Annotated in this window: 27 protein-coding genes and 2 tRNA genes; 19 read left to right on the top strand and 10 right to left on the bottom strand. The window is 47.3% G+C overall.

The features are described 5' to 3' along the window. Positions 1-247: 247 nt before the first annotated feature. Positions 248-1,723, bottom strand: a complete 1,476-nt coding sequence (gene glgA, locus QUA71_RS13740; protein WP_333285673.1) for a glycogen synthase GlgA — start codon at positions 1,721-1,723, stop codon at positions 248-250. Positions 1,724-2,028: 305 nt separating this feature from the next. Further along, positions 2,029-2,757 carry an AIM24 family protein gene (locus QUA71_RS13735; RefSeq protein ID WP_333285671.1) on the bottom strand — a complete coding sequence of 243 codons (729 nt, stop codon included), beginning with the start codon at positions 2,755-2,757 and terminating at the stop codon, positions 2,029-2,031. 180 nt (positions 2,758-2,937) lie between these two features. Between QUA71_RS13735 and QUA71_RS13730 the strand changes: the two genes are divergently transcribed. Continuing rightward, complete coding sequence (locus QUA71_RS13730; protein WP_333285669.1) at positions 2,938-4,434, top strand: glycosyl hydrolase family 57; 1,497 nt, start codon at positions 2,938-2,940, stop codon at positions 4,432-4,434. 143 nt (positions 4,435-4,577) lie between these two features. Here QUA71_RS13730 and QUA71_RS13725 read toward each other — a convergent pair whose 3' ends face one another. Both QUA71_RS13725 and QUA71_RS13720 read right to left on the bottom strand, forming a co-directional pair. Then, the gene (locus QUA71_RS13725; RefSeq protein ID WP_006633230.1) at positions 4,578-4,877 is read right to left on the bottom strand and encodes a hypothetical protein; all 300 of its coding nucleotides are present in this window, start codon (positions 4,875-4,877) and stop codon (positions 4,578-4,580) included. A gap of 49 nt (positions 4,878-4,926) precedes the next feature. Continuing rightward, positions 4,927-5,538: a DNA-3-methyladenine glycosylase gene (locus QUA71_RS13720; RefSeq protein ID WP_333285667.1), complete on the bottom strand. Its 612-nt coding sequence runs from the start codon at positions 5,536-5,538 to the stop codon at positions 4,927-4,929. A 20-nt stretch (positions 5,539-5,558) separates the two neighbouring features. On the opposite strand from QUA71_RS13720, the gene QUA71_RS13715 reads away from it, so the two are divergent. Then, on the top strand, positions 5,559-5,681 hold the full coding sequence (locus QUA71_RS13715) for a hypothetical protein (RefSeq protein ID WP_006633228.1): 123 nt from the start codon (positions 5,559-5,561) through the stop codon (positions 5,679-5,681). A 99-nt stretch (positions 5,682-5,780) separates the two neighbouring features. On the opposite strand, the gene QUA71_RS13710 is transcribed toward QUA71_RS13715, so the two are convergent. Together QUA71_RS13710 and QUA71_RS13705 are read right to left on the bottom strand one after the other, a co-directional pair. Continuing rightward, the gene (locus QUA71_RS13710; RefSeq protein ID WP_333285665.1) at positions 5,781-6,299 is read right to left on the bottom strand and encodes a pentapeptide repeat-containing protein; all 519 of its coding nucleotides are present in this window, start codon (positions 6,297-6,299) and stop codon (positions 5,781-5,783) included. A 47-nt stretch (positions 6,300-6,346) separates the two neighbouring features. After that, complete coding sequence (locus QUA71_RS13705) at positions 6,347-6,529, bottom strand: hypothetical protein (RefSeq protein ID WP_333285663.1); 183 nt, start codon at positions 6,527-6,529, stop codon at positions 6,347-6,349. Positions 6,530-6,811: 282 nt separating this feature from the next. Between QUA71_RS13705 and QUA71_RS13700 the strand changes: the two genes are divergently transcribed. From QUA71_RS13700 to QUA71_RS13670, 7 genes are all read left to right on the top strand, one after another. Further along, positions 6,812-7,315, top strand: coding sequence for a hypothetical protein (locus QUA71_RS13700; RefSeq protein ID WP_333285662.1), 504 nt, complete (start codon positions 6,812-6,814; stop codon positions 7,313-7,315). 108 nt (positions 7,316-7,423) lie between these two features. Continuing rightward, positions 7,424-7,654, top strand: coding sequence for a translation initiation factor (locus QUA71_RS13695; RefSeq protein WP_333285660.1), 231 nt, complete (start codon positions 7,424-7,426; stop codon positions 7,652-7,654). A gap of 145 nt (positions 7,655-7,799) precedes the next feature. Next, positions 7,800-8,240: a translation initiation factor gene (locus tag QUA71_RS13690; protein WP_333285658.1), complete on the top strand. Its 441-nt coding sequence runs from the start codon at positions 7,800-7,802 to the stop codon at positions 8,238-8,240. A 185-nt stretch (positions 8,241-8,425) separates the two neighbouring features. Further along, positions 8,426-9,109: a hypothetical protein gene (locus QUA71_RS13685; protein WP_333285656.1), complete on the top strand. Its 684-nt coding sequence runs from the start codon at positions 8,426-8,428 to the stop codon at positions 9,107-9,109. A 28-nt stretch (positions 9,110-9,137) separates the two neighbouring features. Next, positions 9,138-9,224: transfer RNA gene (locus QUA71_RS13680), tRNA-Arg, on the top strand. 28 nt (positions 9,225-9,252) lie between these two features. Next, positions 9,253-10,260, top strand: a complete 1,008-nt coding sequence (locus QUA71_RS13675; protein ID WP_333285654.1) for a KilA-N domain-containing protein — start codon at positions 9,253-9,255, stop codon at positions 10,258-10,260. 20 nt (positions 10,261-10,280) lie between these two features. Beyond that, positions 10,281-11,684, top strand: a complete 1,404-nt coding sequence (locus tag QUA71_RS13670) for a transposase (RefSeq protein ID WP_333285652.1) — start codon at positions 10,281-10,283, stop codon at positions 11,682-11,684. 108 nt (positions 11,685-11,792) lie between these two features. On the opposite strand, the gene QUA71_RS13665 is transcribed toward QUA71_RS13670, so the two are convergent. Both QUA71_RS13665 and QUA71_RS13660 read right to left on the bottom strand, forming a co-directional pair. Beyond that, positions 11,793-11,879, bottom strand: a tRNA-Ser gene (locus tag QUA71_RS13665). A gap of 34 nt (positions 11,880-11,913) precedes the next feature. Further along, on the bottom strand, positions 11,914-12,831 hold the full coding sequence (locus tag QUA71_RS13660) for a TIGR04168 family protein (protein ID WP_333218399.1): 918 nt from the start codon (positions 12,829-12,831) through the stop codon (positions 11,914-11,916). A 211-nt stretch (positions 12,832-13,042) separates the two neighbouring features. On the opposite strand from QUA71_RS13660, the gene nadA reads away from it, so the two are divergent. The 8 genes from nadA to QUA71_RS13620 all read left to right on the top strand — a co-directional run bounded on the left by nadA (position 13,043) and on the right by QUA71_RS13620 (position 19,569). Then, positions 13,043-14,011: a quinolinate synthase NadA gene (gene nadA / locus QUA71_RS13655; RefSeq protein ID WP_333285650.1), complete on the top strand. Its 969-nt coding sequence runs from the start codon at positions 13,043-13,045 to the stop codon at positions 14,009-14,011. Positions 14,012-14,193: 182 nt separating this feature from the next. After that, positions 14,194-14,826, top strand: coding sequence for a TIGR04282 family arsenosugar biosynthesis glycosyltransferase (locus tag QUA71_RS13650; protein WP_333285648.1), 633 nt, complete (start codon positions 14,194-14,196; stop codon positions 14,824-14,826). Between the two features lie 407 nt (positions 14,827-15,233). Then, positions 15,234-15,950: a TIGR04283 family arsenosugar biosynthesis glycosyltransferase gene (locus QUA71_RS13645; protein ID WP_333285646.1), complete on the top strand. Its 717-nt coding sequence runs from the start codon at positions 15,234-15,236 to the stop codon at positions 15,948-15,950. A gap of 114 nt (positions 15,951-16,064) precedes the next feature. Then, complete coding sequence (locus QUA71_RS13640; protein WP_006633219.1) at positions 16,065-16,574, top strand: photosystem I reaction center protein subunit XI; 510 nt, start codon at positions 16,065-16,067, stop codon at positions 16,572-16,574. Positions 16,575-16,631: 57 nt separating this feature from the next. Further along, a complete protein-coding gene (locus QUA71_RS13635) occupies positions 16,632-16,748 on the top strand; it encodes a photosystem I reaction center subunit VIII (RefSeq protein WP_006633218.1) in 117 nt (38 codons plus the stop codon). 337 nt (positions 16,749-17,085) lie between these two features. Further along, the gene (locus tag QUA71_RS13630; protein WP_333285644.1) at positions 17,086-17,640 is read left to right on the top strand and encodes a hypothetical protein; all 555 of its coding nucleotides are present in this window, start codon (positions 17,086-17,088) and stop codon (positions 17,638-17,640) included. Between the two features lie 137 nt (positions 17,641-17,777). Next, a complete protein-coding gene (locus tag QUA71_RS13625) occupies positions 17,778-18,665 on the top strand; it encodes a hypothetical protein (protein WP_333285642.1) in 888 nt (295 codons plus the stop codon). 187 nt (positions 18,666-18,852) lie between these two features. Continuing rightward, entirely contained in the window at positions 18,853-19,569 is a 717-nt protein-coding gene (locus tag QUA71_RS13620) for a DUF2996 domain-containing protein (protein WP_333285640.1), read from the top strand. Positions 19,570-19,728: 159 nt separating this feature from the next. Here QUA71_RS13620 and QUA71_RS13615 read toward each other — a convergent pair whose 3' ends face one another. Together QUA71_RS13615 and QUA71_RS13610 are read right to left on the bottom strand one after the other, a co-directional pair. Continuing rightward, positions 19,729-20,550: an alpha/beta hydrolase gene (locus QUA71_RS13615; protein ID WP_333285638.1), complete on the bottom strand. Its 822-nt coding sequence runs from the start codon at positions 20,548-20,550 to the stop codon at positions 19,729-19,731. Between the two features lie 99 nt (positions 20,551-20,649). Further along, positions 20,650-21,375: a lysophospholipid acyltransferase family protein gene (locus QUA71_RS13610; RefSeq protein ID WP_333218390.1), complete on the bottom strand. Its 726-nt coding sequence runs from the start codon at positions 21,373-21,375 to the stop codon at positions 20,650-20,652. 840 nt (positions 21,376-22,215) lie between these two features. Here QUA71_RS13610 and QUA71_RS13605 point away from each other — a divergent pair. Both QUA71_RS13605 and QUA71_RS13600 read left to right on the top strand, forming a co-directional pair. Then, complete coding sequence (locus tag QUA71_RS13605; protein ID WP_190741078.1) at positions 22,216-22,530, top strand: hypothetical protein; 315 nt, start codon at positions 22,216-22,218, stop codon at positions 22,528-22,530. A gap of 129 nt (positions 22,531-22,659) precedes the next feature. Next, a complete protein-coding gene (locus QUA71_RS13600; RefSeq protein WP_333285636.1) occupies positions 22,660-24,387 on the top strand; it encodes a succinate dehydrogenase/fumarate reductase flavoprotein subunit in 1,728 nt (575 codons plus the stop codon). The last annotated feature ends 196 nt before the right edge of the window (positions 24,388-24,583 follow it).

Raw genomic sequence — 24,583 nt, 5'->3', positions numbered from 1 at the left:
AGCCGATCGAATTGGCAAAACCTACAGCTAGTATGCGTTCGAGTTCCACGGAACTACCCCGCAGGGGGTAAGTTCCGCTTAAACCACCTCGCGCTCCCAAAAACAAAGCAAGAGCCACCTCATGGCGATTCTCGTCACCGCCATGTATCAACTGTCAGACTTCGCGACTAGGATCAACAGCCACCAACAAGCGGGCTAGCAGTGCGAACCCTACAGTTAATAAGGTGCACACTGGATACCCTAAGGATTATTTGTGTCGAATTAGGTCGTAAATTTCCACATAGTCTTTAGCTGGATATTTCCACGAATTGTCACAATTCATGCCTTGAAGCATGAGTTTTTCAAATTCATCATGATAGTCATACCACAATCCGATCGCCCGATCGAGCGCCGACTCTAAAGCCGAGTAGTCTGTTTGGTAAAACACGTAACCGTTGCGCTCTTCCGGGAGGTGGCGGGTGTCGTAATCTCGATCGAACACAGTATTCACCAAACCGCCCACTCCCCGCACCACAGGAACAGTACCGTACCTCAACCCGATCATCTGAGTCAGCCCGCAGGGTTCGTAATTACTGGGAACCACAATCATATCCCCACCGGCGTAAATTAAGTGCGACAGTTCCTCATTAAAACCTAGCTCTAAATGGCAGTCTGGATTATCATTTAAAAACTGTCTTTCATGCTGGAAATGCGCGTTAATTCCCGCTTCGGTCGCGGAACCCAAAAGCACGAATTGCGCTCCCTTACTCAGAGAGTAATAAATTGCATGGTGGACGAGATGAACGCCTTTTTGGTCGTCCAAACGACCGATAAAGGTAATAATAGGCTTGTCAGCATCGCGCAGTAACAGCCGATCGCGCAAAGCTTTTTTAGTTTTGGCTTTTCCTGCCAAATCATCCTTAGTGTAGTGGTGCGGAATATAGCCATCACTTTCTGGATTCCACACATCGTAATCGATGCCGTTGAGCACCCCGCGAAACTTCTCTTGATACAAATGCAAAGTGTGGCCCAAACCGTAGCCGAACTCGCCCATATGAGCTTCCCAGGCGTGGTGCGGCGAAACTGTGGTGACAAAGTTCGAGTAAACAATGCCCCCTTTCATAAAGTTGATAGCAAAAGGGTTAAAGTTATCTCGGAGGCGATCGTACTCAAAATAATAATCATCTCGATTCAAACCCGTGGCTTGCAAAATATCGCCACCTCCCATGCCTTGATGTTTGAAATTGTGAATGGTATAGCAGACTCGCTGATTTTCCATCCAATTGTATTTGTAAATTTCAAACAGCATGACTGGCACCAAACCAGTTTGCCAATCGTGACAGTGAATCACATCGGGACGCTTGTTGCTTCTAAGCAAAAATTCCAAAGCGGCTTTGCTGAAAAATGCAAACCGCATATTGTCGTCATTGCAGCCGTAATAACAGCCGCGATTAAAAAAGTTATCTTGAGAGCGAGGTTCGATGAAAAAACACAACTGCCCGTGCACCCAGCCGCACAAGACATCGCAGAGGATTTCGCCGCCGTACCAGGGCACAGCCAGATCCCGGTAGGCTTCGTGAAGTCCCCAAATGTGGTCGTACCTCATGCAGTCGTACTTCGGTAGAATAATCTCGACGCAGTGGCCGGAATTCTGCAACTCCCGGCTCAAGCCGTAAACTACGTCGCCCAAACCTCCTGCTTTGATAACGGGGGCGCACTCCGAGGCAATTTGTACTATGTACATTTTTTTTTCTCGCTCCTGGATGAATCAAAAAAATATTTTCTTAACTTGACAAAGTATATGATTTCCAGGCAGATAAGCAAGTCGGCCATTGGGAATACAGGGAAAATACACGCAGGTAGCAGAAGTGGAGACCGATTAGGGCGATCGGACGGTTGCTTAAAATACAGGTACGGATAGGGCACTGCCGTGTCCCTGATGTGCCAAAGTGTAATCGATCTCCTGTTTTGCCAGGTTTTTCAACAATCAAACTAATTTGTCAAATCGATTCGTTTTCATCAAGCGAATCTTCTGTCGCTGTCAATAACTCAACCCAAACCCATAGCATCATTTTCACATACTAATAATTTACCTTTCCCCTGATAATACCAAACATAACCCTCTCCACCCCCTTTGCCAAAATGACCTAATTTTCGATAATCTTCTTCAATCCCCTTGGTAAATCCTTTAACCAAATCGCAATCAGCTATCAAAGTTTCACCTTGTTTGAGCTCGACAACCTTAGCCGGTGAACTTGTACCTGCTAAAACAGTAGCTTTTTGCTCGCGCAAAGCTGTAACAGCAATTCTCCACCTACCGTCATTAGAAGCAGCCACTTGTCGGAATTTCAGTTTTTTAGCACCGATAACTACATTGTCCGAACAAAACTGAAATATACCGTCATCAAACTCCCACTGCTCCGCATCCGAAAGCTCGATCGGCGTATAATGCAGAAAATGCCCTTTTTGTCTCGGTTCCAGTTTCACCGTACCAGTCCCTTGATATACGGGAGCGTTGTAGTCCATTTCAGTTGTCAAAGATACCCACATATCTTTCAAACGGTTATCCGTTTTATAAACACCGGAAGTTAATTTACCCATACACCAATGCAGCGCACCTTTTTGAATGATAACTCCCGAATTGTTTAAGTTAATTTCTACTTGCTGAACCAACGGAATATTCTTAGTAGGATGGTAAAACTTATTGGTTTCAGGATTGATGTTATTTTGGATGTACCACAAATCCGTTGGTTCCAAAACCTTGATTTCGTATTTCATAATTTACCTCGCTTATTTACTTGAAATGTGTTAAAGATTTGACCCGTGATTTTGGGCTTCCACGCTCCCGGACTTATCTTGTGAAATTTATCTTTTGCAGACTTCCTCTGCTACTGTTAAAGTATCTAGCTATCTTAGCAATAGCAGACAACGCCCCTCCACAATTGTTGAGAAAAATTTATGCCTGCGATCGCACAATCTCCCAATTTACCGATTTTACAAGAAATCAACTCAGGATTGCCCAATATTTGCGGCTCCGAAGCAGAAATCAGTGCCGCAGCCAATAGCAACGAACCAGTCTTTCTACCTGCCACAAACCTCCGCCTCGAAAACATTCAAGCCGGATTCGCCTGCGCCCTCCATATGCACCAACCGACAATTCCTGCAGGTGCAAACGGCGAACTGATCAGCAATCTCCAGAATATGTTTGAACATCCCAACCAAGGAGACAACCACAATGCCGGAGTGTTTGCTTGGTGCTATTCTCGCATGGGAGAATTCATTCCCCAACTGATTGCCGAAGGCTGCAACCCGCGAATTATGCTCGACTATTCGGGCAATTTGTTGTGGGGATTGCGCCAAATGGGGCGGGACGATATCTTTGATAATCTCAAGCGGATTACCTGCGATCCTCAATATCAACCTCACGTAGAATGGCTGGGGACAATGTGGAGTCACGCCGTCATTCCCTCAACTCCCATTCCCGACATTAAACTTCAAATTCAAGCATGGCAACATCATTTTGCGGCCATTTTTGGCTTGGATGCTCTGAAGCGCGTTAAAGGTTTTTCGCCCCCAGAAATGCACTTTCCCAATCACCCAGATACACTGTACGAATACATCAAAGCTTTGAAAGAATGCGGCTACCGCTGGCTGATGGTGCAGGAACATTCGGTAGAAAATCCCGACGGTTCGGGATTGTCGCAAGACCAAAAATATATTCCCAACCGTTTAGTGGCCCGCAATTCTCACGGCGAAACAATCAGCATCACGGCTTTGATTAAAACCCAAGGTTCGGATACGAAATTGGTGGGTCAAATGCAGCCGTATTACGAAGCGAAAGGACGCAATAAACAGCAAATTGGCAATATTACAATTCCTTCTTTAGTTACTCAGATTGCCGACGGCGAAAATGGCGGCGTGATGATGAATGAATTTCCCAGCGCCTTTGTCAAAGCTTGGCACGAAAACCGCGAACAAGGCGGGGGAAAATCCGGCGTTGTTGGTTTAAACGGCACTGAATATTTGGAGATAATTGAAGCGGCGGGGGTTAATCCTGAAGATTATCCTGTTTGTCAGGGAATTAACCAGCACAAAATCTGGCACCTAGTCGATCCTAATAATGCGACGCCGGAAAAAGTGGAAAGTGCGATCGCCCAACTCAAGCAAACAGACCATAATTTTCACATGGATGGTGCTTCTTGGACTAACGATTTGAGTTGGGTGAAAGGCTACGAAAATGTCTTGGAACCGATGAATCTACTTAGCGCTGCATTTCACAAAAAATACGACCCGCTGGTGCAGCAAGATGCTTCAGTTACCAAGCAGTTTGAATACCAGCAAGCTTTGCTTTACAACTTGCTGCTACAAACAAGCTGTTTCCGCTATTGGGGACAGGGAACTTGGACTGATTACGCGCGGGAACTTTACAACCGCGGCGCTGCTTTAATGAAGTAGCAGAATTTATTGTAGGGTGCCCCGGAAACAAAGTGTTTGAGCCTCCTCAAATATCGGCGCTGACGCACCCTACATCTAGAAAACTTTATTGATAAAGAGAGGACTAAAGTCCTCACTACAAACACAGACTTACCAATTACTGTTTACATTTCCTGCATCAGCCGCAAATAGTTTTGCCGCATCTGCGTCATATTTTCCATCATTCTATTAGCCATATCTTTCTCAACATCGCTCATTTGTTGCCAAAATAAAGCCGATCGCCTCGCCATAATTGCCTCTTCCCACAGCATCTCCAAAAGTTGCGCCGCCATTGGGTTTTCAGCATCGATAATCCCGCACAATTGCTCGAAGGCCCGGTTGGCTTCGGTGTGAGTGCTAACATCCTGAACCAGGCTTAGGCATTTTTTGAGTTGTACGATCGGATTTTCAGAAGAGTAAGCCATAATTTCACTAAGATAAGCGACAAAATTTACACTGATACCTTTGACATTACTAGAGTTGTGACACAGCCGTAGAGTTCCCTACATACCACCGCCAAGGCAAATCAATTCCTTGAGAAATCCCGATCCGCGTAGTTTGCACAAAATTTATTGTACCCTCCTCCACAGCTTGCTGAAAGTTCTCGCTCCGGTGTTCCAACCGCAGCGGTTGGCCTGCACCCAAGGGAAAACCGCTTAAAGTTCGATCGATCTCCAGCACCTTACACAGTTTCCCAGGCCCGGCGGCGAGGCGCGATCGCTTCTTATCGGGAATTCCAGCGAATTGTTGGGGAACCGCATCTAGCTGCAAAGCTCGAACCAGCACAGCACTAGCAACTCCCTCTGCATCCGTCACCACGTTAAAGCAGTGATACATCCCGTAGATTAAGTAAACGTAGCTCATACTCGCAGGCCCGAACATCACCTCATTGCGAGAAGTTCGCTGTCGGTAAGCATGACAAGCGGGATCTCCTGGGCCGTAAGCTTCGGTTTCGACAATAATTCCCCGAATCGTCTCGCCGTCAGGAAACTGCCGCACCAGAGTACAGCCCAGCAAATCTGGCGCTACGCTGGTAGATGGCCGCGCCAGCCAAAAAGATTCTACAATCTGAGTATTTGCACTCACTCAACAACAGCAGGTAAATTATGGACGTTAAGTTAGTTTTAGCAGTCTTGACAGCAGTTTTCACGGTTTGCTGTCTGTTCTTCGGTACAAAAAACGGATTCTACGATACTGACAAGTATCACGGCAACGGTTCTGCTCACTAATTTTAGGCGTGCAGTTCATTTCTTAAAAAACCGCTGCCTGTTTGTCAGGCGGCGGTTTTCTTCCGATTTTATAGATATAAACAGTATTTGCTGGTCTTACTAAGGATGAATTGTGCCATCGGGCATTTTAGCTTCTTGCAAGCTAGCATTCGAGAAATCAGCGCATCCCATGAGGTTGAAACGCATGGTCGCTCCTCGATCCGTTGCTTTCATATTGAAACCAACTACTGCATTTTCTGGGTTATTCTGCTGTGGAACAGCGGTGACATTAAAATCCATATTTGCTTTTTTTTCATTAGCCTCAAGGTTAAAAGTGATGCCAGCACAGCCCAAATCAGCTCCCGTCAGGTTGGCTCTATTTAAGTTGGCATTTTTGAGGTTGGCATTGGTCAACTTGGCTCCTGATAAGTTAGCACCTTCTAGATTAGCTCCCTGCAAGTTGACTCCTTGCAAGTCTAATCCTTTTAGGTTGGCATTGCTGAAATTGCATTCGGGACACTGTTTGGTTTGCAGCAATTCCTTGACTTGGTTTTGTTGATTTGAAAAAGTTAGATATTTTACCGCAGTAAATACAACTGCGATGGACAATCCAGCAGTAAATAAATTCTTTAATTTCATAAATATCCGAAAAGCTTCGGGGGCTTTCTATCGCGGTTAATAGATTTCTACAATAGTGCGATCGACCTCTCCAGAACTCCCACAATAAAATTGCAGGCATCTCCCACAAGCACGCTGGCGCAATTAAACACCGCCGGACTTATAAATCCCGCCTCCTTTCCCTCGCCCGTGCTGCTTTGAGTTTCGGACTCGTCCCGTCCGTCTGCTTCACTTTGCTGTGAGCAGTCCACAAACAGAATTTATTCTTACCCGAAGGCGCGCATTTGCATATACCTCCAGACTGAAATAAAAGAAACTTTATTTATATCCCTGGAATGAGCTAATTTTCGAGAGACTTGAGGATGATTGAATACAAAGGCAATACCGTACCTGCGCTGTTAAGTTCTCAGCAACTACTTTTGTCAAAATTGCTTTGAGAAATTAATTTACTCTAAAAACTGTTGGCAGCAGCTCAGGTTCCTCAACCTCGCCAGAACACACCCTACCTGTAATCCCGACAATTCGGAGCGGCAATGAACACAATCAAACCCGAACCCAAAAGATCGCGCTTCATGGCTCTGCTGCTGACAACGCTGCTGACCTTTCCCTTTGTGAGTGCTTGCGGTTCTAGCGAGCAAAATTCCGCTCCCCCGCCTCCTGTTGACAACACTCGCGCTGGAGGAGTGCAAACTAATCGCCGCCCCACTCCTTCCCCACAAGCAAAAAAAGGACTGAACAATGCTCAAAAAGTAGGGATTACTTTAGCAGGAGCAGCCGCCCTTTACTACATCTACAATCAGTACAAAAATAAACAAGAAAAGGGGCCGCAGGGAAAACATTACCTTTCCAAAAACGGTCGCGTTTACTACCGCGATGCCCAGAATCGCGCGGTCTGGGTAACGCCCCCGCCTGAAGGAATTAAAGTTCCGGAGTCCGAGGCAGCGCGTTACCGCGAATTCCAGGGGTACAACAACCAAAATACCGGTCGAGACCTTACTACCTTGCCGGAAGCTACAAGTCCTGTTCCCGCACAGTAGTCTAAGCATTTGAGATTTTAGATTGCAGGTTCCGTGAGTTTCCCTTAAATCTGGGATTCCCAATCTAAAACAGTCGTTTTTCAACACATAAAAAAGAGGAACTTTATCATGGTAGACGGATTTTTGCGGAAGTTAAAAGATGCGATCGTCGGGTCAAACAGCGAGCAAGTCGATCCTGACGGCTATTACGAAGATGCCTCAAATCCCGGACAGTTCGACAACCTGACTCTAGCCAGCGAAGACCCATACGGCGACCCGGCTGGCTACGGAGAGTTCGGCAACGTGTTACCGCGAATTCGAGGGGTACAACAACCAAAATACCAGTCGAGACCTTACTAGCTTGCCGGAAGCTACAAGTCCTGTTCCGGCACAGTAGTCTAAGCATTTGAGATTTTAGATGGCAGGTTCCGTGAGGTTCAATTAAATCTGGGATTCCGAATCTAAAACAGTCGTTTTTCAACACATAAAAAAGAGGAACTTTATCATGGTAGACGGATTTTTGCGGAAGTTAAAAGATGCGATCGTCGGACCAGACGGCGAGCAAGTCGATCCTGACGGCTATTACGAAGATGCCTCAAATCCCGGACAGTACGGCAACGTGACTCCAGCCAGCGAAGACCCCTACGGCGACCCGGCTGAGTACGGAGAGTACGGCAACCTGACTCCAGCCAGCCAAGACCCCTACGGCGACCCGGCTGAGTACGGAGAGTACGGCAACCTGACCCCGGCGAGCGAAGACCCCTACGGCGACCCCGCAGACGACGCCGGTACCGACTACGCACAGTTCGGCAACGTGACTCCGGCCAGCGAAGACCCCTACGGCGACCCTGCAGACTACGTAGCGGATGTTGGAATGTTCGGCAATGTCGTCCCCGCGAGCGAAGATCCCTACGGCGACCCGGCGGATGAAGAAGGCTTTAGTTAACTCAGTTGGCTAGAAAAATTACCTGGTAAGCAACAGCACCCCTGCGGGGGTGTTTTTTTATTGAGAACTAGCAGCAGTAGTTATGTCATTTAGAGATAGGTTGAGTTTTGCATTTTTTTTTATGTTTTGCTTGCATAGTTCGTTTTTGTGTTATATTATAAAAAGCAGAGAGATTTTTAGGAGCTATGGCACAGGATCTTGCCCGCGAACAGCACGTCAAATGGCTGAAAGAGCAAATTGACCAGCAGAAGTCAGAACTTGCTGAGGTACAAGCGAAAGCTGTAAAACTAAAAGCAAGTATTGTTTATTACGAGGGTATGCTGGCGCTGGTGGCTCCTGAGGAAGTGGCATTAACACCGACACAGATGCTTTCGGAAACAGAAGCACTGACTTTGAATGGGGGTCAAGTAGCTTCGACAAGTTCTCTTGGTGCAGACGAACATCTAAAAGGAGGTCTAGCTAATTTTAGTCTTGCTTCTGAAGATGCCAGTCTTGAAAAAGCAAGCTCTCAAAACAGACATCAGCGTAGCCCTATGGAGATGAAGCGTCCTCAGTACGTGGGGCTGACCTTTGCAGAATCGATAGAAAAGATTTTGAACGATCGTCAACAGCCAATGCTAGTCGATGGGATTGTCGAAGCCATATTTGACGCGGAATCTGAAGAGGAATTTTGGCGAGCCAAAAACTCCTTGAGCGTAGAATTACGGCGCGGTGCAGAGCCACAATATAAAAGGTGGAAGAAGCTTGGTAGAAATCTTTATGCTTCAAATTCGTTTAACGAACAATCAGCCTCAAATACTGGGAGCAGCATAATGACACCGCAAATGAGATTTTCCTTAACAAACAGCGACGATGCTTTGAGTTCCTAATTCAAAGTATCGCCGCTGCATTTTACTTGGGGATGTGGCGGAACAGGAAAACGCATCCGGCTCCTAACCGGATAACCTGCCAGGGTTTTTGTGGGTTCGAGTCCCACCATCCCCACAGATAACAACCTTGCTCGGTAGTGGCTTTGGGCTATACACCTGAGCTGCAAGAATTTAATTTCTTGCGGTCTACAGTTCTTTTGTGCTTTTATCATAGCACATTTGTCAACCCTTATCCCTTATCACACGGTAATAAATATGTCAATAGTGTCTTTGATTTTGAAGGAGAGTTTTTCATTATGGGCAAATTACGGAGTCAGAGTATGGACTACAAAGGTTTTCTAATTCATTGTCAGCAAAACGGTGGGCTAATCTGCCTGACTGATATGTGGAGGGCCACAGGGTCTGTTAAATCCCAAGAACTCGATAAGTGGTTCATGCAGGAGCGCATCTGTAAGCTACTTTTACAATTGGTACTTGAAGCTAAGCCTGGGTTAAAACCTGTCGTCGAGAGAATTTTGGCAGAACAACCAGTCGCTAACTCGGGATGCAAAAAGTACAGGGCGTGGGCAAGCCAACTAAGAACACTAGCGAAAGATGCTGGTCTGATCAAAACCAGGGGATCTAAAAGCTATGGAACTTACGCAACAGAAAACATAGCCATTGCTTACGCTCAGGACTTGTCTCCAGAGTTCCATAGGTGGGCGCTTACGGCTATCAAACAACGAATAGAAGAGGATGCTGACCCAGAGCTAGGCATTCGCCGCAGTCGCCAACGGGCAGTTAAAACTTGGGAAAAACAAGGCAAAACCCGTGAATATATTGGAGCCCGTCTTGACTCTATTCCCAAAGAAGACTTCTACGAGGCAGCTTTGTATGAACATGGGGTTAAGGTTCCACAGCATTTTGCTCGCTGCAAGGCTAAGGGGTATGAACCTATAATTGGCCTTACTAAAGATTTCCGAACAGCAAGAGGATTGAAACAAGGACAAAACTGCAAAGATGCCATGACAATGGAGGAACTGGCTGCTACAGATTTTGCCAAAGTTCTCAGTGCCAAGCGGATCAACACACTCAATCCTAATGGGGTGAGCTCATGCGCTAGCATCTCCCATTCCACAGCGCAGCAAGTTGCTCATCTGCTCAATCAGTAGCCTGGTTAACTTAGTACACTATGCTGCTTGCTTACGTTTACAAGCTGAATCCATCGCCCAAACAAGCTCAAACAATCGAGCGGTGGATTCATTTGCTTCGCTTGCAATACAACTTTAGACTTAGGGAGCGGACAGAAGCCTACGAGCAAGCAAGATTCCCTGTAATGGGGAACTACTGCTTCATCGAAACTCAAGCCGAGTGTTGTCCCCTTGCTTGCTCGTTAAGCAAAGGTGCTTTGTACGGCAATCCTTGGACAGCAAAAGGCAAGAAAAGGACTCCGCTAGCTCAACAAGATGCCAATCTGGTTGACATGAAGCAGGAGCGTCCTTGGTATAAAGAAATCTCTCACCATGTTTTGCAACAAATGCTGAAACAGGTTGATGCTGCTTTTGGGCGCTTTTTCCGAGGATTGGGCAAATATCCGAAAACAAAGCGGCAGGGTAAATTTCGCTCTTTCACCTACCCGCCGGGAGATGTCGCCTTTAAAGGGAACAAAGTCCGACTTCCCGGTATTGGCTGGATGTCGTTTTTTCAGTCCCGACCGTTTCTTAATTGTTTCAGCATTCGTTCCGCCACTGTGCGTAAAAAAGCAGATGGCTTTTATATCTCTGTTCTGTTGCAAGATGAGTCGGTTCCAAATGTTCCTGCAGCGAATAAAGTTAAAACAGCAGTAGGAGTAGATCTGGGTATCAAGAAGCTAATGTCTCTCAGTACGGGACAAACCATTGCCCATCCCAGATTTTATCAACAGATGGAGCGGAAGCGATCGCGACTAAACCGTGCTGTCAGCCGCAAGGTTTTAGGTTCCCGCCGCAGAAGAAAAGCCTGCCAGCGCTTAGCAAGACTGGAACAAAAAGTTGCTAATCGACGAGAGGATTACCAATGGAAGATAGCTAATAGCTTGGTCAAGCAGTTTGACCTGATTGTGTTCGAGAATCTTAATATTCAAGGCATGATGGCACGCTGCAAACCAAAGCAGGATGAAAACGGAAAGTATCTGCCTAACGGTCAGTCTGCTAAATCTGGACTGAACAAAGCCATTGCTGATGCTGCTTGGGGTTCCTTAAAACAGAAAGTCAAGATTTTGTCCGAAAGGGCGGGCGTTCTGGTTTATGAAGCGGTACCTCACTTTAGCTCTCAGGAATGCAGCGAGTGCGGGTATGTCAGTCCCACAAATCGAGCTCAGGAAAAATTTATCTGTGAAGAATGCGGTTATCATGAGGATGCCGATGTGGATGCTGCAAAAGTTATTTTGCAGCGCGGTCTGGATGGACTGGGAATCTATTTGGATGCTGTACCGAGAGTCCCTCGGAAACAGGATAAAAGTACGCCCGAGGAGCCTGTTGGAAGACAGGGAAAATCATCCGCGTTGGTGGGTGAGCCTGGGAACCCTAAGAGAGTTCCAGCAATTGGAGTTATTTGAGTGGAGGGGAGTTTGAGCGATCGACTCTCGGTCTTTACGGCTGTCAATTGAAATCAGGTGTGTCTCACCAAGTGGCGATTGCCCAAAAACCAGGCATTTTCTCAAAAACGGAGAGGGTGGGATTTGAACCCACGGTGACATCACTGCCACACTCGATTTCAAGTCGAGCGCATTCGACCACTCTGCCACCTCTCCGGGCGCATTCATTTTATCATACCAGCAATTGTCTCTAACTACAAATAGCCGCAGATTCACCGCCCCGATAAAGAATTTGTTCTAAGGCCACCGCGAAATCTGCCCCCAGCCAAACCAGAGACACTTCGGACACTGCTCCATTTTCCAGCAGGACGATCGAGAAATTCCGCAATTTCGAGCAGTCTTTCTCCACAATTCGCGGTACGCTGGCGGCATTCAAATAAACTGTACCCTCCGCACTCACCTCCAGCGACTTCCGCAACTCCTGCTTCGTGTGCCGCAGTTTGTGGTGCATATGACCAAAAGTTACCAGCGGTATGTGCTTTCCTGTGGTACGAGTTCGATCGATCGCCTCCGCAAAATCCGGGTCGCCCCAATCCCCTCCCAGCGGCTTCCAATCTCGCCCGCAGGGGTCTTCAGGAGCCTCTCCCAACCCGGTCGGACCCGTGTGACCCAAAAAAATCACATTTTCGCAGTGCGCCTCCGCCGCAGCTTCTGCAATGCGTCGCGCTGATTCTTCAAAACTCTCTACCCCAAACCACTCCGAGTAAAAATCCCCGTACTTCCACTCCGATCCCCCCCAAGTAAAGGGGCGGCTTCCCACCACAGTTACGCCCAATTCTGGAAAATCACGCTTCCGGTAACCGACGTGAGCTTCTCCCATTAAATCTAACTGCTGTTTTACCCAATTTTCTTGAGTGCGATCGTAAGGGCACTGACTGCGGCCCCACTCTGTCGCCGTGTACCAAGCGTCGTGGTTCCCAAACACCGCTGCTTTCGGAATGTCCAATTGGGCGATCGCCCGCACCACCTCCACCGACTCATTGCCAAAATCCCCCACAAACAGCACCAAATCAACGCCCATATGCTTCAGGGCCTCGCCGTCTTCCGGTTCCCAGCGATCGTGAACGTCCCCCACCACCGCAATTTTGATAGATTTAGCTTTATTCATTTCATTTGTTATGTGCGATCGATCCCTAGCCCCTTCTTACTCAGCATAAGAAACAGCGACCAATTTTTGCACTCTCCCGCAGCATATTTTGGATTTTAGATTTGAGATATTAGATCGGCTCCACTGAACAGCCAGCACTTTTTGGTGAATTCAACTATAATTCAAAATACACTTTAGCTGTCTTCGCCACCTTCCCCGGAATATTCTAACTGTGTTTACCACCGCACCTGCTCCGAACTTTACTCAAACCCGACTGCCCCACGACTTGTTTGCAGCCATTAACGCCCTCAAACAAGAGTTAAATGCCGTCATTCTCGCCCACTATTACCAAGACTCCGAGATTCAAGACATCGCAGACTTCATTGGCGACTCCCTAGAACTTGCCCGCAAAGCCGCCAACACCAGCGCCGATGTCATAGTTTTTGCCGGAGTTCATTTCATGGCTGAAACCGCAAAAATTCTCAATCCCGACAAATTAGTATTGTTGCCAGACTTAAATGCTGGGTGTTCCCTCGCCGACAGTTGCCCTCCCGAAGCCTTTGCAGCTTTCAAAGCCGATCGACCAGGACATTTAGTAATTTCCTACATTAATTGTACCGCCGCCATTAAGGCAATGAGCGATATAATTTGCACCAGTTCTAACGCTGTTAAAATTGTCAACCAAATTCCCAAAAATCAGCCGATAATTTTTGGGCCAGATCGCAATCTCGGCCGCTACGTCATGGAACAAACCGGTAGAAACATGGAGATTTGGCAAGGAGCCTGCATTGTCCACGAAAACTTCTCAGAAAAAAAGATAGTTCAACTCAAAATCGAAAATCCCGAAGCCGAAATAATTGCCCACCCAGAATGCGAACCTCCCGTGCTGCGCCACGCTAATTACATAGGCTCCACCACTGCTTTGCTCAAATATTCTCAAGCTAGTTCCAGCCAAGCTTTTATTGTCGCGACTGAACCGGGAATCATTCACCAAATGGAAAAGCAAGCTCCGCACAAACGCTTCATCCCCGCTCCTTCAACCAATAATAACTGTGCTTGCAACGAATGCCCGCACATGAGATTAAATACCTTGGAAAAATTGTATCTCTCCCTCAAAAATCAAACCCCCGAAATTACCATGCCGCTAGATATTCAACTAGCAGCCTTGCAGCCGATCGAGCGAATGCTAGAAATGAGCTAACCGCTGGCTATTTTTAAGTAAATTTATTGTGTGGTGGGTGGGGCGCGGTGATTCAATTAAGTCATTGCCTAACCCACCAACATCGATCGGCAATCTGTGAATCAGTTGTCCGCTCCTTCTCTTCTCTTCTCTTCCTATGCGCCTCTGGGGTTTCTGCCTTTAAAACTCATCAACAACTATAAATGATGTCCGAAAAACTGATTGTTTTTACCCGCTATCCCGAACCGGGCACAACCAAAACTCGACTTATTCCGGTGCTGGGAAAAACAGGCGCTGCCAACCTTCACCGCTTGATGGCCCAACGGACGATCGCCTGCGCTCTCTCTCTCGAAAAATCCCGCCAATTATCGGTAGAAATTCACCGATCCGGCGGCAGCCAACAACTGATGCAAGACTGGTTGGGAAGTGATATTATTTGTCAAAATCAAATAGACGGCGATTTGGGCGCAAGAATGACAGCAGCGTTTGAAAAATCTTTTAATTCAGGGGTTCACAAAACTGCCATTATCGGCACTGATTGCCCGGATTTGAAAGCAGAAATCATGGCACAAGCTTTTGAGGAACTGAGCCAGCACGATTTAGTTTTGGGCCCCGCAAAAGACGGAGGTTATTATCTGATAGGGTTGCGGCGATCGATACCGGAATTGTTCGGTGGCATTCACTGGGGAACGAGTGAAGTATTTGCTTGTACGCGGGCGATAGCGCAAAAGCTAGACCTCAATATTGCTTATCTTCCTACTCTTGCAGATATCGATCTACCAGAAGACCTCCTCGGTTTAGATATTAATATATTGAAAGAACTAAAGTCTATTTAATGGTTCTCACTTATTAGGAATTCTCATATATAATTTGAGAAAAATACTTGATTATTAAACCCGAAGGTCATAATATAGTAAGTGTATTTGTCTAACCAAATGCTGAATATCAGTAGTGGTTAGACAGCGCTTGGGACAATAGTCCCAGGCGCGAGAAAAAGCCAAAAATTAGCAAATAAATGAGCAACTAACAGCTCTCCTTTGTACCAAACCCGCTCTGGCAGATTAAAGCCCAATGTAGGCGCGGGCCCGGCGTAAAAAATTAGCAACTAACAGCTCTGTTTTGTACAAAACTCGCCCTCCCATCTTAAGGCCAAATGTAGGGGCGATCCCGGCGTAAGAAATGGGCCAAATAACAGATAAGCTTGGTACAAAACCCCTCTCTCTCACGGGGTGCTTAATTCTGTATGTCGCCAGAAAATCCCAATCTCAAAATTTCCATTATCATTCCAGTCTTAAACGAAGCATCTACAATTGCCCCAGTCATCTCCACCGCCCTTGAGGCTAAAAATGTCGAAATAATTGTCGCCGACGGCGGCAGCAGCGACGGTACAGCAGATATAGCAAAATCTTTGGGGGTGCGAGTTATCTCCACCGCCCCAGGCCGCGCCACCCAAATGAATGCAGGTGCCGCCGCTGCTACTGGAGATATCCTGCTGTTTCTCCACGGAGACACTCTTTTGCCTCGCGGGTACGACGATAGCGCGCGTCGGGTACTAGCTAACCCGTCTGCTGTAGCAGGCGCCTTTGAACTCAAGATTGACGCCTGCAGGCTCAGCCTACGGCTGGTAGAAAAGGGGGTAAACTGCCGATCGAACTTTTTGGAAATGCCCTACGGCGACCAAGCTATTTTCCTCCACGCAGTTACCTTTGACAAAATCGGCGGTTTTCCCGACTTGCCCCTCATGGAAGACTTTGAATTCGTGCGCCAATTGAAAAAACAAGGCCGCATTGAAATAGTACCCCAGCCAGTGCTGACCTCCGCCCGTCGCTGGCAGCAGCTTGGGGTCATCAAAACTACCGCCATTAATCAAATAGTAATCATCGCTTATTTCCTAGGAGTGTCGCCCGATCGACTCGCTTTCTGGTATAAGAGGCAAAAGAAAAATTCTTCCAAAAACTAAAGAATAGTGAACTTTTCTAAAGCTTGCTGCCAATTATGCAAATAGGAAACACCTCCCTGCGTAAAATATGACTTGAACGCCTCAACTTTATTAAACTGCGAGGACAAACAGAATATGCCCGATCCCAGAGATGCAGAGCTTATTAAACCCTTTAACGGCGACCCCTTCACGGGTCATCTAGCCACCCCCATCAGTGCTTCTGATTTCACAAAAGCATACCTTGGGAACTTGCCCATCTACCGCAAAGGACTCTCGCCCCTAGTTCGAGGTCTAGAAATCGGTTTGGCACACGGTTATTTCCTCATCGGCCCCCAAATCGTCTTCGGACCCCTGCGGGATTATGGAGAAGCAGCTAATCTCGGCGGATTATATACAGCCCTCGTCTTAGTTCTGCTTGGCACAATAGGTCTGTCTCTTTACGGTTTAGTCTCTTTCAAACAAGACAACACCAGCTACCCTAGCGCTAATCCCATGACCCCCGATGCCCTCAGAAATTCTGAAGGGTGGAGCCAGTATACCGCTGGTTTCTTCATTGGCGGGATGGGCGGCGTCTTTCTTGCCTACTTCTTACTCGAAAACTTTAATGGCCTCGATGCCATTTTCCGGGGTTTAGTCAATAATTAGACTCGACTCCCAAATATCCCTGTTGGAACACACTAACTTTAGTTTGGAGAATTTGATATGACAGGTTCCTACGCTGCTTCTTTCTTGCCTTGGATCATGATTCCGCTAATCACCTGGCTGATGCCGGTTGTGGTAATGGGTTTGTTGTTTATCTACATTGAAAGCGACGCCTGATCCTTACCCCTAAAGTAAGACCTAAGTTGGAAAGCCGAAGTAAGACAATTGACGAACAATTGCTCTGAAATTTCTAGATAAATCTAGAGAAAATCAGCAAAAATTGTTTTGAGATTGCTGGCTATCCGAAAACTTAGTTTCTTTACCCCCATCCCCAGAATTTATCTGTGGAGCAATCTTTCAGTTTTCTTCCTTCAAAACTCGTAATTGCAAAAAAATCCTCTGTCGGCAGGCAGAGGATTTTTTTGCAAAGAAGACAAATCATCCGATCAGAGCACACAAATTGCCAAATTCTAAGCCACAATTGTTATGGAAACCTACTAATGAGGAGACAGCGATGCAATTTTCCCCCGCACGCCGCATCTTAGCTCCATTCCTGATCTCGGTATTGCTGTTAGTGACCGCCTGCGGTCCAACCCAAACCGAATCACGCTGGGACAAAGCCCAGCAGGAAAGCACCCAAAAACCTGCTAAAGCCAAGCAGACAACTGCTGACAAATCAAGTGCTAGTAATCAAAACCTGCCCAACAAGGCAGTTGCAGGCGGTAAGTTAAATAAATATTTCCCCTCTTCTGGCGGTGGATTCGATCGCGTTTTTGCTCAAGAAAAATCCGGTTTTGCTGAAGCTAAGCTGAACAAAGGCGGTAAAAATGTCGCGGTTCTCTCGATTAACGACATCGCCGGCAACCCCAACGCAGGTGCAAAATTTAAGCAAAGTACCAAGCAAATCAGTGGCTATCCCGCCGTTAATCAGGGTGCTAATGGTACCGCTGTTTTAGTGGCAAATCGCTATCAGGTGAAAGTTCAATCCCGCACTACCTCTTTTACCGCTAGCGATCGCGAAGCTTGGCTGTCAAAATTTAACCTGGGCGGCCTCGCCCGCCTCAAGTAGCAATCTCTTTTGTCAAACTCCGCGCCCGACTCAAGTCTGGCGCTATCACCACTAAGTCTGCCCAAATGAGACTGTGAAGTTTTGCAATCTGCCAAAAGTAATACCTTTGATTTTCGTTCCAGCATAAGGAGTTTTTTGTGAGCAAAACAGTCTTTGAATTAGTCGATCAACTGCCTCAAGACAACATGACTGTCAAAGCCCTGCGAGCGCTTGACTTTGTGGTTCCCGGCGAGTGGAACAATTTAGTTGGCTTTGAAAATACAATTCGCACCGTTACTGGCGAAACTGACGAAGAACTGATTCAGCAAATCGGCGAGCGCGCTATCTACCTCTTCAACGATAAATCAGAGGGCTACCAGCGCGCTCTTTGGCTCTACCAAACTATTGACAACGCCGACAAGGCTTTGGGCACTGCCGCCCTCGCTAATAAGGTTGCGGAAAATGTCTCGTTTTTGTCGTTCCTCGGCAATATCACTCCCAAGGCAGAAAAAGCTCAAACGATCGACCTTTCTTTGAAGTTAGTCACTGAGTTGCTCGCGTTTTGCCAAATCAACGGCATTCCCGGCGACAGCATCGGCGATTTTGCCGCATCCTTGGGTGACTACGGCGGCGAATCCCTGATGCGGATGGCTGCTTTGGTTTGTTTTGACGGTTTGATTCCTTTGGGGCCAGACTTTATCATGGCAACTCAGTCTTGGATTCAAAAGCTCTCTCCTAACGATTTGCAGTCCAATCCGTCATTTAATGCGATCGGCGGCATGATTCCTGGGGGCTCTCCCGCAGGCCAACTCGGCTTTATCGGCGAAAGCTTTAACTCGGTTTCTGGCTGGATGAGCTCTTTTGTGAGCGATCGAGGTTTAACTCCCCAAAACGTACTCGGCAACTTGCAGAATTTTGTAGAAATTTCTGCTGACAAGGTGGACTACGTGGGCGCATTCCTCGATATGACTACCAACTACTACGAACACACTGGTGTTCAAACTCTCGCCCGCCGTTTGATTGAACGAGCTGTCGCTGAGATTTAGAATAACCAAAGGAGTTGTGATATTGGCAGGCGATCGCCCTCTGAGAGTGTTTTGAGTTCAAATTTTTTGGAAAGAGCAATTCTCTCTCGGTTGGTTTTCGATAAGCAGTGTGCGCGATCGCAAAAGTCGATCGCCCCCACCTGCACTCACAACTCCTTTTACCGATCACTTTTAAAAGGAAGCGTTAATGCCAGAAGAACCGCAAAACCCTACCGCTGGAGAATCGGAAACTCCCAGTGCTTCGATCGAGAACGCCCCGAGTTCCGACGAACCCGAGACAAGCGACTTTCCCAGCACTGACAAGCCTCAGCCGACTGCTAAAAAACCCGCAGCCAAGAAAGAACCGAAAAATCCTACCGCTGGCGAATCGGAAACTCCCAGTGCTGCGATCGAGAACCCCCCGAGTTCCGACGAACCCGAGACAACCGACTTACCCAGCACTGACAAGCCCCAGGCGGCTGCTAAAAAGCCCGCAGCCAAGGCCGAAGGCGACAAGCCCCCAGCTAAAGCTAAAAAGGAAAAAGCACCTGCTGTTGAAGACAAGCCCTTTGCGGAATTTATTCAACAAGATTATTTGCCCGCTTTGCAAACTGCTTTGACTAAGCAGGGCGTTAAGGATTTAGAGGTGAGTTTGGCAAAGCAAAAACTCCCAGTTGCGGGCATGAGTTCCGCCGGGGATTGCTGGCAGGTAATTGGGAAATTCCAAGAAGGTCAGCGCCAATTTAACCTATATTTTCCTCAAGAAAATATTCAAAGTCAAAGGGCGTTTTCCTGCGCTGACAATAATACCAAAACTAGCACTTTAGAGCCTTTTTTGATAGATGAGCGCAAGGTAACACTCGACCTCATGGTGTTTGGTGTCGTCCAGCGGCTTAACGCTCAAAAATGGCTAAATCTTAATTAGTCAGTAGTCATTAGTTATTAGTCCTTAGTGGCTGGTTTTCGGACACTTACTAATGAGTGTCAGGGCGGATTAATTGTAATATAAACTTTACCCCTCGCCCAATCTCTAATTTAGCCCTGACTGACTCAGAAGAGAGAAGTCATAGCTAATGACTAATGACTAATGACTATTGACTAAGGACAGATTTTCTTCGGATTTTGTCAAAAAATTGCGAGCTTGCATTATCCCGTAAAGGTTAACATCTGTTTCTAACAAACAAGCATGACCGCTGTTAGCCAGCAGCACCATTTCAGCATTGGGAATTACCTTGACTAAAAGCTTCGCTTCTACTAGGGAAGGCAGTAGCCGATCGGCACCGCTAGCAATTACTAGCGTCGGCTGCTTGATGCCACGCAACTGATTTTCGTCAACATTAAACGATCGCACTAACGCCAATCTCCACACAGACGTGTTTTGCGGTACCGCTTGCATCGCTTCTAGCAACGCGCGGCGATCGTCGCGCCCAATCTTTCCTAAGGATGCTAATATCGGCAATAAACCGATTACCGAGAGCGGATAAAGGTTGGCGGGCAGCCACTGAGTCAGGTACGAACCCCACTGCACCCAAGGCTGCTGTCGAAACGAAGAAGCTGGATTGACTAAGATTAATCGATCGCACAATTGGGGAGCTTCTAACATCACTTTCATCGCTAAACACCCCCCAAATGACTCGCCGCACAGATAAACCGGCCGCTTAGGCTTTCCGGCTTGCTTTTCGGCTTCAATTAAGGCAATTGTTTCCCCAACCAGTACATCCCAACTAGGCCTATCGTCGGCAGGTAAAGTTAAGCAACGAATGTCGAAATGATTGGCTAATTTAGGAATTTGGGATCGCAGCAGCAAACCGCCCCCGTCCATACCGGGCAAAAATACAAATAAAGGGCGATCGGGTTTCGGGGGTTTGGGGGTTAGGAAACGAACCTTATTGTTAGCATTTGCCATGATTCAAGTCAATCGATTTTAGATTTTAGATTTTAGATTTTAGATTGGAAATCTCACACCAGCCAATAGTCAACAGTCAACAGTCAACAGTCAACAAACTTACAAACAACCTCGTTGGAGTAATTCTGCAATTTCGCCCTGACAGTGGTCTGTGAGTTCAGCCACAACTGCTTTGGCTTTTTTGCCTTGATATTGCTGCTGTCTCTCTACAGTAATCCAGTAAGGCTGGCCGATTAAAACATTAACTCGCTGATAAATTATCACAGGATGCCACCCAGAGCGATCGAACAGTGGTTCCGAAGGATCAAAAAAACTCAACAACTTGAGGGGTACACCCGATCGTACCGAGTGTTCCTCAAAAGAACTAATGGCCACCGGCAAAACCGCCAAATCCCGCACCGGCGCCCGCAAAGCCAAATGAGCAAATCCCCGCTGAAACTTCCCCACAGTATTGGGCCCAGTCACCTTCACCATCGGTTCTGCACCCTCTGGAAACACCCCCACCATCTCCCCGCTTTGCAGCAGCGCTGTCGCTTGAGAGAAAAAATGCTGCTGTCGGTGCTCCGGTGCTTCCAAGGGGAAAGCGCCGAAAGTCGTGACAATTTCTCTCATCACCGGAACTTGACCCATGTAATGATGACAAGCAAAGCGGATCGATCGACCCAAAGCCGCCGTCAGCAGCACAGGATCTAAGAAACTGCGGTGATTGCTGACCACCAGTACCGGACTCTCCTGGGGGATCCGGTCTTCGCGGTACATAAACATCTGCGTTCCCAAACCAGCCAGGAAACAGCGCGAAATCAGCAATTTGCTCTCTGAAAACATGGGCCAAAAGACAGGTGGGACACTATAAAGGTTGATTCCATTGCCATGCAGCTTAACATTACTTTACCAAGTCGGGGCTCTCTCAAAAAGTAGACTTTCCCCTTATGCCTTGGTTTCCTAATCCTGGACGCACTGGTGGCAATCACCTTGGTTTTTTCGCGCGTTTATTTCTAGTCAGCCGGCCAAAACCCTAAAAAACGAGGTTTCTAGGCCTCGGAGTGCGTCAGCTAACTGGTTCGGCCGAATTTCCCAGTCAGAAGCAAAAATTTATCAAGTGTTGTGGCAACTTATCAGGAAATTGGGTTGAAAACCCCGTCGTTATAGGACGGCTTTTTGATACCATAGACATGGTTGTAATTCCCAAGGTGGGCGGTTGTGAAGCGGCGCCATCGTCGGCACCCTAGAACCTGAAAGCTTTTTGAGAGCAAAAAGAAGGGTAGCGAAAACCTTGTAAAACAGAGCTAGGGAATCAACGCATTCTCACCAGAAAATCAATAATTTGTTTCAGTCAAGTAGGGTGGGGCACACCCGAACTCGCTTGCTCGTATCAAGCGTACGCTTTTGGAGATAGGCTCTCTGGGGTGGTTGTGAGTTAAGCTGGTCAATTGGTGCAATTGCACGGTTGAAGAGTTTAAGGATTGCCGCAAGGACACAGCGCTTAAAGGTCAGTCGATGAATTAAGAATCCCCGTGCGTTCACGCTGGGGAGTGTCAATAAAGAATGTTTACAACAACCCCAAAACCAAGTTGCGGCAGCTAAACTTAGAAATTTACAGTCGGCATTGACGCACTGTCAAAGTATTTTGGGACAAGTCGTAATAGCAATCTCGCGAGGCATCAAATGAATAACATCCAAAACTATCGCCTTAGATGTACGCTCACCTTTGGCGACATTTACGGTCAAATCATTGTTTGGCTGATAGTCATCTTCCTAAGTCTAGCGTCGGCACTCGCCTTGTGGAGTAGCGCCCGCCAAATCTTCGCCTTGGCTACCGTCGGCTTGATTTTAGTGCTGTCTCTGCCCTTCTTGCTGTTTGCTTTCGTGACAACTCTGCTAAATAACATTGAAGTGCTTGCTGTAGAACCCGGTACGGAACCTCAACCTTCTGCAACGGGAAATCAGTCGCTTCAGAATCCTGCCGAAAGCGCCGGCTAGTCCAATTTGAGATTTTAACTTTGGATTTTCCATTCAAATCAAAAGTTAAAAAACTTCCTGCTCTTTTGGTAGGAAGTTTTTTTTTGCGTCACCATAAGTTGAGCAGAACACTCAAAATAATTAAAAAAAATGCTAGAACACGACGTAATCATTGTAGGCGGCGGTTTAGCAGGTTGCCGCGCCGCAGTAGAAATTGCTCGGACTGACCCCAGTTTAAAGGTAGCTGTCGTCGCCAAAACTCACCCGATTCGATCGCACTCCGTCGCAGCCCAAGGTGGGATGGCCTCCAGCTTGCAAAATGTCGATCCCGAAGACAGTTGGAAAGCCCACGCCTTCGACACAGTAAAAGGTTCAGACTATTTAGCCGACCAAGACGCGGTAGAAATCCTCACCCGCGAAGCACCCGGTGTAGTCATAGATTTAGAACACATGGGAGTCCTCTTCTCCCGCCTCCCAGACGGCAGAATTGCCCAGCGCGCTTTCGGCGGACATTCCCACCGCCGCACCTGCTACGCCGCCGACAAAACGGGTCACGCCATCCTCCACGAATTAGTCAACAATCTGCGCCGTTACGGAGTTCACATCTATCAGGAGTGGTATGTCACGCGCCTGATTTTGGAAGAAGGTCAAGCCAAGGGGGTAGTTATGTACCGCCTTCTAGACGGTCAAATTGAGGTTGTCCGTGCTAAGGCGGTGATGTTTGCTACGGGGGGTTACGGCCGAGTTTACAATACCACGTCGAACGATTACGCCTCGACGGGAGACGGTTTGGCGATGACGGCTTTAGCTGGATTGCCGCTGGAAGATATGGAATTCGTGCAGTTTCACCCGACTGGTTTGTATCCCGTGGGAGTGTTGATTTCCGAGGCTGTGCGGGGCGAAGGCGCTTATTTGATTAATTCAGAGGGCGATCGATTTATGGCGAATTATGCCCCGTCGCGGATGGAATTAGCGCCCAGAGATATCACCTCGCGCTCAATTTCCATAGAAATTCGCGCCGGTCGAGGAATTAATGTTGATGGTAGTGCCGGCGGCCCCTTTATCTACCTCGATTTGCGGCACATGGGACGCGAAAAAATCATGAGCAAAATTCCTTTTGCTTGGGAAGAAGCCCACCGTTTGTTAGGAATTGATGCCGTAAATCAGCCCATGCCCGTGCGCCCTACTGTTCACTATTCAATGGGGGGAATTCCTACTAATGTTAGCGGGCAAGTTCGCAGCAGTCCTGAGGGTTTGGTAGACGGTTTTTTTGCAGCGGGGGAAGCAGCTTGCGTGTCGGTTCACGGTGCCAACCGTTTGGGCAGCAATTCGCTGTTGGAATGCGTCGTTTACGGCAAAGTTACTGGCGCAACCATAGCACAATTCGTGCAAAATCGCAAGTTGCCTGCCGTAGACGAACAGCGTTACATCGAGGAAGCAAAAGAGCAAATTCAGGCACTTTTAGAACGTCCCGGAAAATACCGCATCAATCAAATCCGGCAGCATTATCAAGATACTATGACTGAGTATTGTGGCGTATTTCGTAGCGCTGAATTGATGCAGGAAGGTTTAAAGAAATTGGAGGATTTAGAGCGACAATATGAGGAGGTTTACTTGGACGATAAAGGCAAGTTGTGGAATACGGAAATTGTGGAAGCTTTGGAGTTGCGGAGTTTGATAATTGTCGGAAAAATGATTTTAACTTCTGCTTTGAACCGGCAGGAAAGTCGGGGAGCTCATTCGCGGGAAGATTTTACTGAGCGCGATGACGGCAATTTCTTGAAGCATACAATGGCGTATTATTCGCCGGCGGGGATTGATTTGGCTTATATGCCGGTGGCGATTACGATGTTTGAGCCGCAGGAGAGGAAGTATTAATTTGTAGGTGGGCATTGCCCACCATTTGTGTCAACGATAGATTCTAGATTCTTTAATCAAGAAATCCGAATGGCGGCTGAGCATTAAGACTTGTAAATTATGGAAAAATAAGGATTGAGAAGCTTTGCATCAGACTCAAGAGGCAGTAACAGTAATATTGATCTCGCAGATATTAGACAAGCGTTGAGAGTCTTCA

The organism is Microcoleus sp. MON1_C5, assembly GCF_036701875.1.
Taxonomy (GTDB): domain Bacteria; phylum Cyanobacteriota; class Cyanobacteriia; order Cyanobacteriales; family Microcoleaceae; genus Microcoleus.
This window is presented reverse-complemented; position numbering and strand designations above follow the sequence as displayed.

Excerpts from the sequence above, each read along its gene's own strand:
- QUA71_RS13695 (WP_333285660.1), top strand. The coding sequence starts at position 7,424 with ATGGTAGACGGATTTTTGCGGAAGTTAAAAGATGCGATCGTCGGGTCA.
- QUA71_RS13600 (WP_333285636.1), top strand. The coding sequence starts at position 22,660 with ATGCTAGAACACGACGTAATCATTGTAGGCGGCGGTTTAGCAGGTTGC.
- QUA71_RS13700 (WP_333285662.1), top strand. The coding sequence starts at position 6,812 with ATGAACACAATCAAACCCGAACCCAAAAGATCGCGCTTCATGGCTCTG.
- QUA71_RS13635 (WP_006633218.1), top strand. The coding sequence starts at position 16,632 with ATGACAGGTTCCTACGCTGCTTCTTTCTTGCCTTGGATCATGATTCCG.
- QUA71_RS13730 (WP_333285669.1), top strand. The coding sequence starts at position 2,938 with ATGCCTGCGATCGCACAATCTCCCAATTTACCGATTTTACAAGAAATC.
- QUA71_RS13715 (WP_006633228.1), top strand. The coding sequence starts at position 5,559 with ATGGACGTTAAGTTAGTTTTAGCAGTCTTGACAGCAGTTTTCACGGTT.
- QUA71_RS13620 (WP_333285640.1), top strand. The coding sequence starts at position 18,853 with ATGCCAGAAGAACCGCAAAACCCTACCGCTGGAGAATCGGAAACTCCC.
- QUA71_RS13660 (WP_333218399.1), bottom strand. The coding sequence starts at position 12,831 with ATGAATAAAGCTAAATCTATCAAAATTGCGGTGGTGGGGGACGTTCAC.
- QUA71_RS13640 (WP_006633219.1), top strand. The coding sequence starts at position 16,065 with ATGCCCGATCCCAGAGATGCAGAGCTTATTAAACCCTTTAACGGCGAC.
- QUA71_RS13710 (WP_333285665.1), bottom strand. The coding sequence starts at position 6,299 with ATGAAATTAAAGAATTTATTTACTGCTGGATTGTCCATCGCAGTTGTA.
- QUA71_RS13690 (WP_333285658.1), top strand. The coding sequence starts at position 7,800 with ATGGTAGACGGATTTTTGCGGAAGTTAAAAGATGCGATCGTCGGACCA.
- QUA71_RS13735 (WP_333285671.1), bottom strand. The coding sequence starts at position 2,757 with ATGAAATACGAAATCAAGGTTTTGGAACCAACGGATTTGTGGTACATC.
- QUA71_RS13630 (WP_333285644.1), top strand. The coding sequence starts at position 17,086 with ATGCAATTTTCCCCCGCACGCCGCATCTTAGCTCCATTCCTGATCTCG.
- QUA71_RS13670 (WP_333285652.1), top strand. The coding sequence starts at position 10,281 with ATGCTGCTTGCTTACGTTTACAAGCTGAATCCATCGCCCAAACAAGCT.
- QUA71_RS13725 (WP_006633230.1), bottom strand. The coding sequence starts at position 4,877 with ATGGCTTACTCTTCTGAAAATCCGATCGTACAACTCAAAAAATGCCTA.
- QUA71_RS13615 (WP_333285638.1), bottom strand. The coding sequence starts at position 20,550 with ATGGCAAATGCTAACAATAAGGTTCGTTTCCTAACCCCCAAACCCCCG.
- QUA71_RS13650 (WP_333285648.1), top strand. The coding sequence starts at position 14,194 with ATGATGTCCGAAAAACTGATTGTTTTTACCCGCTATCCCGAACCGGGC.
- QUA71_RS13685 (WP_333285656.1), top strand. The coding sequence starts at position 8,426 with ATGGCACAGGATCTTGCCCGCGAACAGCACGTCAAATGGCTGAAAGAG.
- QUA71_RS13645 (WP_333285646.1), top strand. The coding sequence starts at position 15,234 with ATGTCGCCAGAAAATCCCAATCTCAAAATTTCCATTATCATTCCAGTC.
- glgA (WP_333285673.1), bottom strand. The coding sequence starts at position 1,723 with ATGTACATAGTACAAATTGCCTCGGAGTGCGCCCCCGTTATCAAAGCA.
- QUA71_RS13610 (WP_333218390.1), bottom strand. The coding sequence starts at position 21,375 with ATGTTTTCAGAGAGCAAATTGCTGATTTCGCGCTGTTTCCTGGCTGGT.
- QUA71_RS13605 (WP_190741078.1), top strand. The coding sequence starts at position 22,216 with ATGAATAACATCCAAAACTATCGCCTTAGATGTACGCTCACCTTTGGC.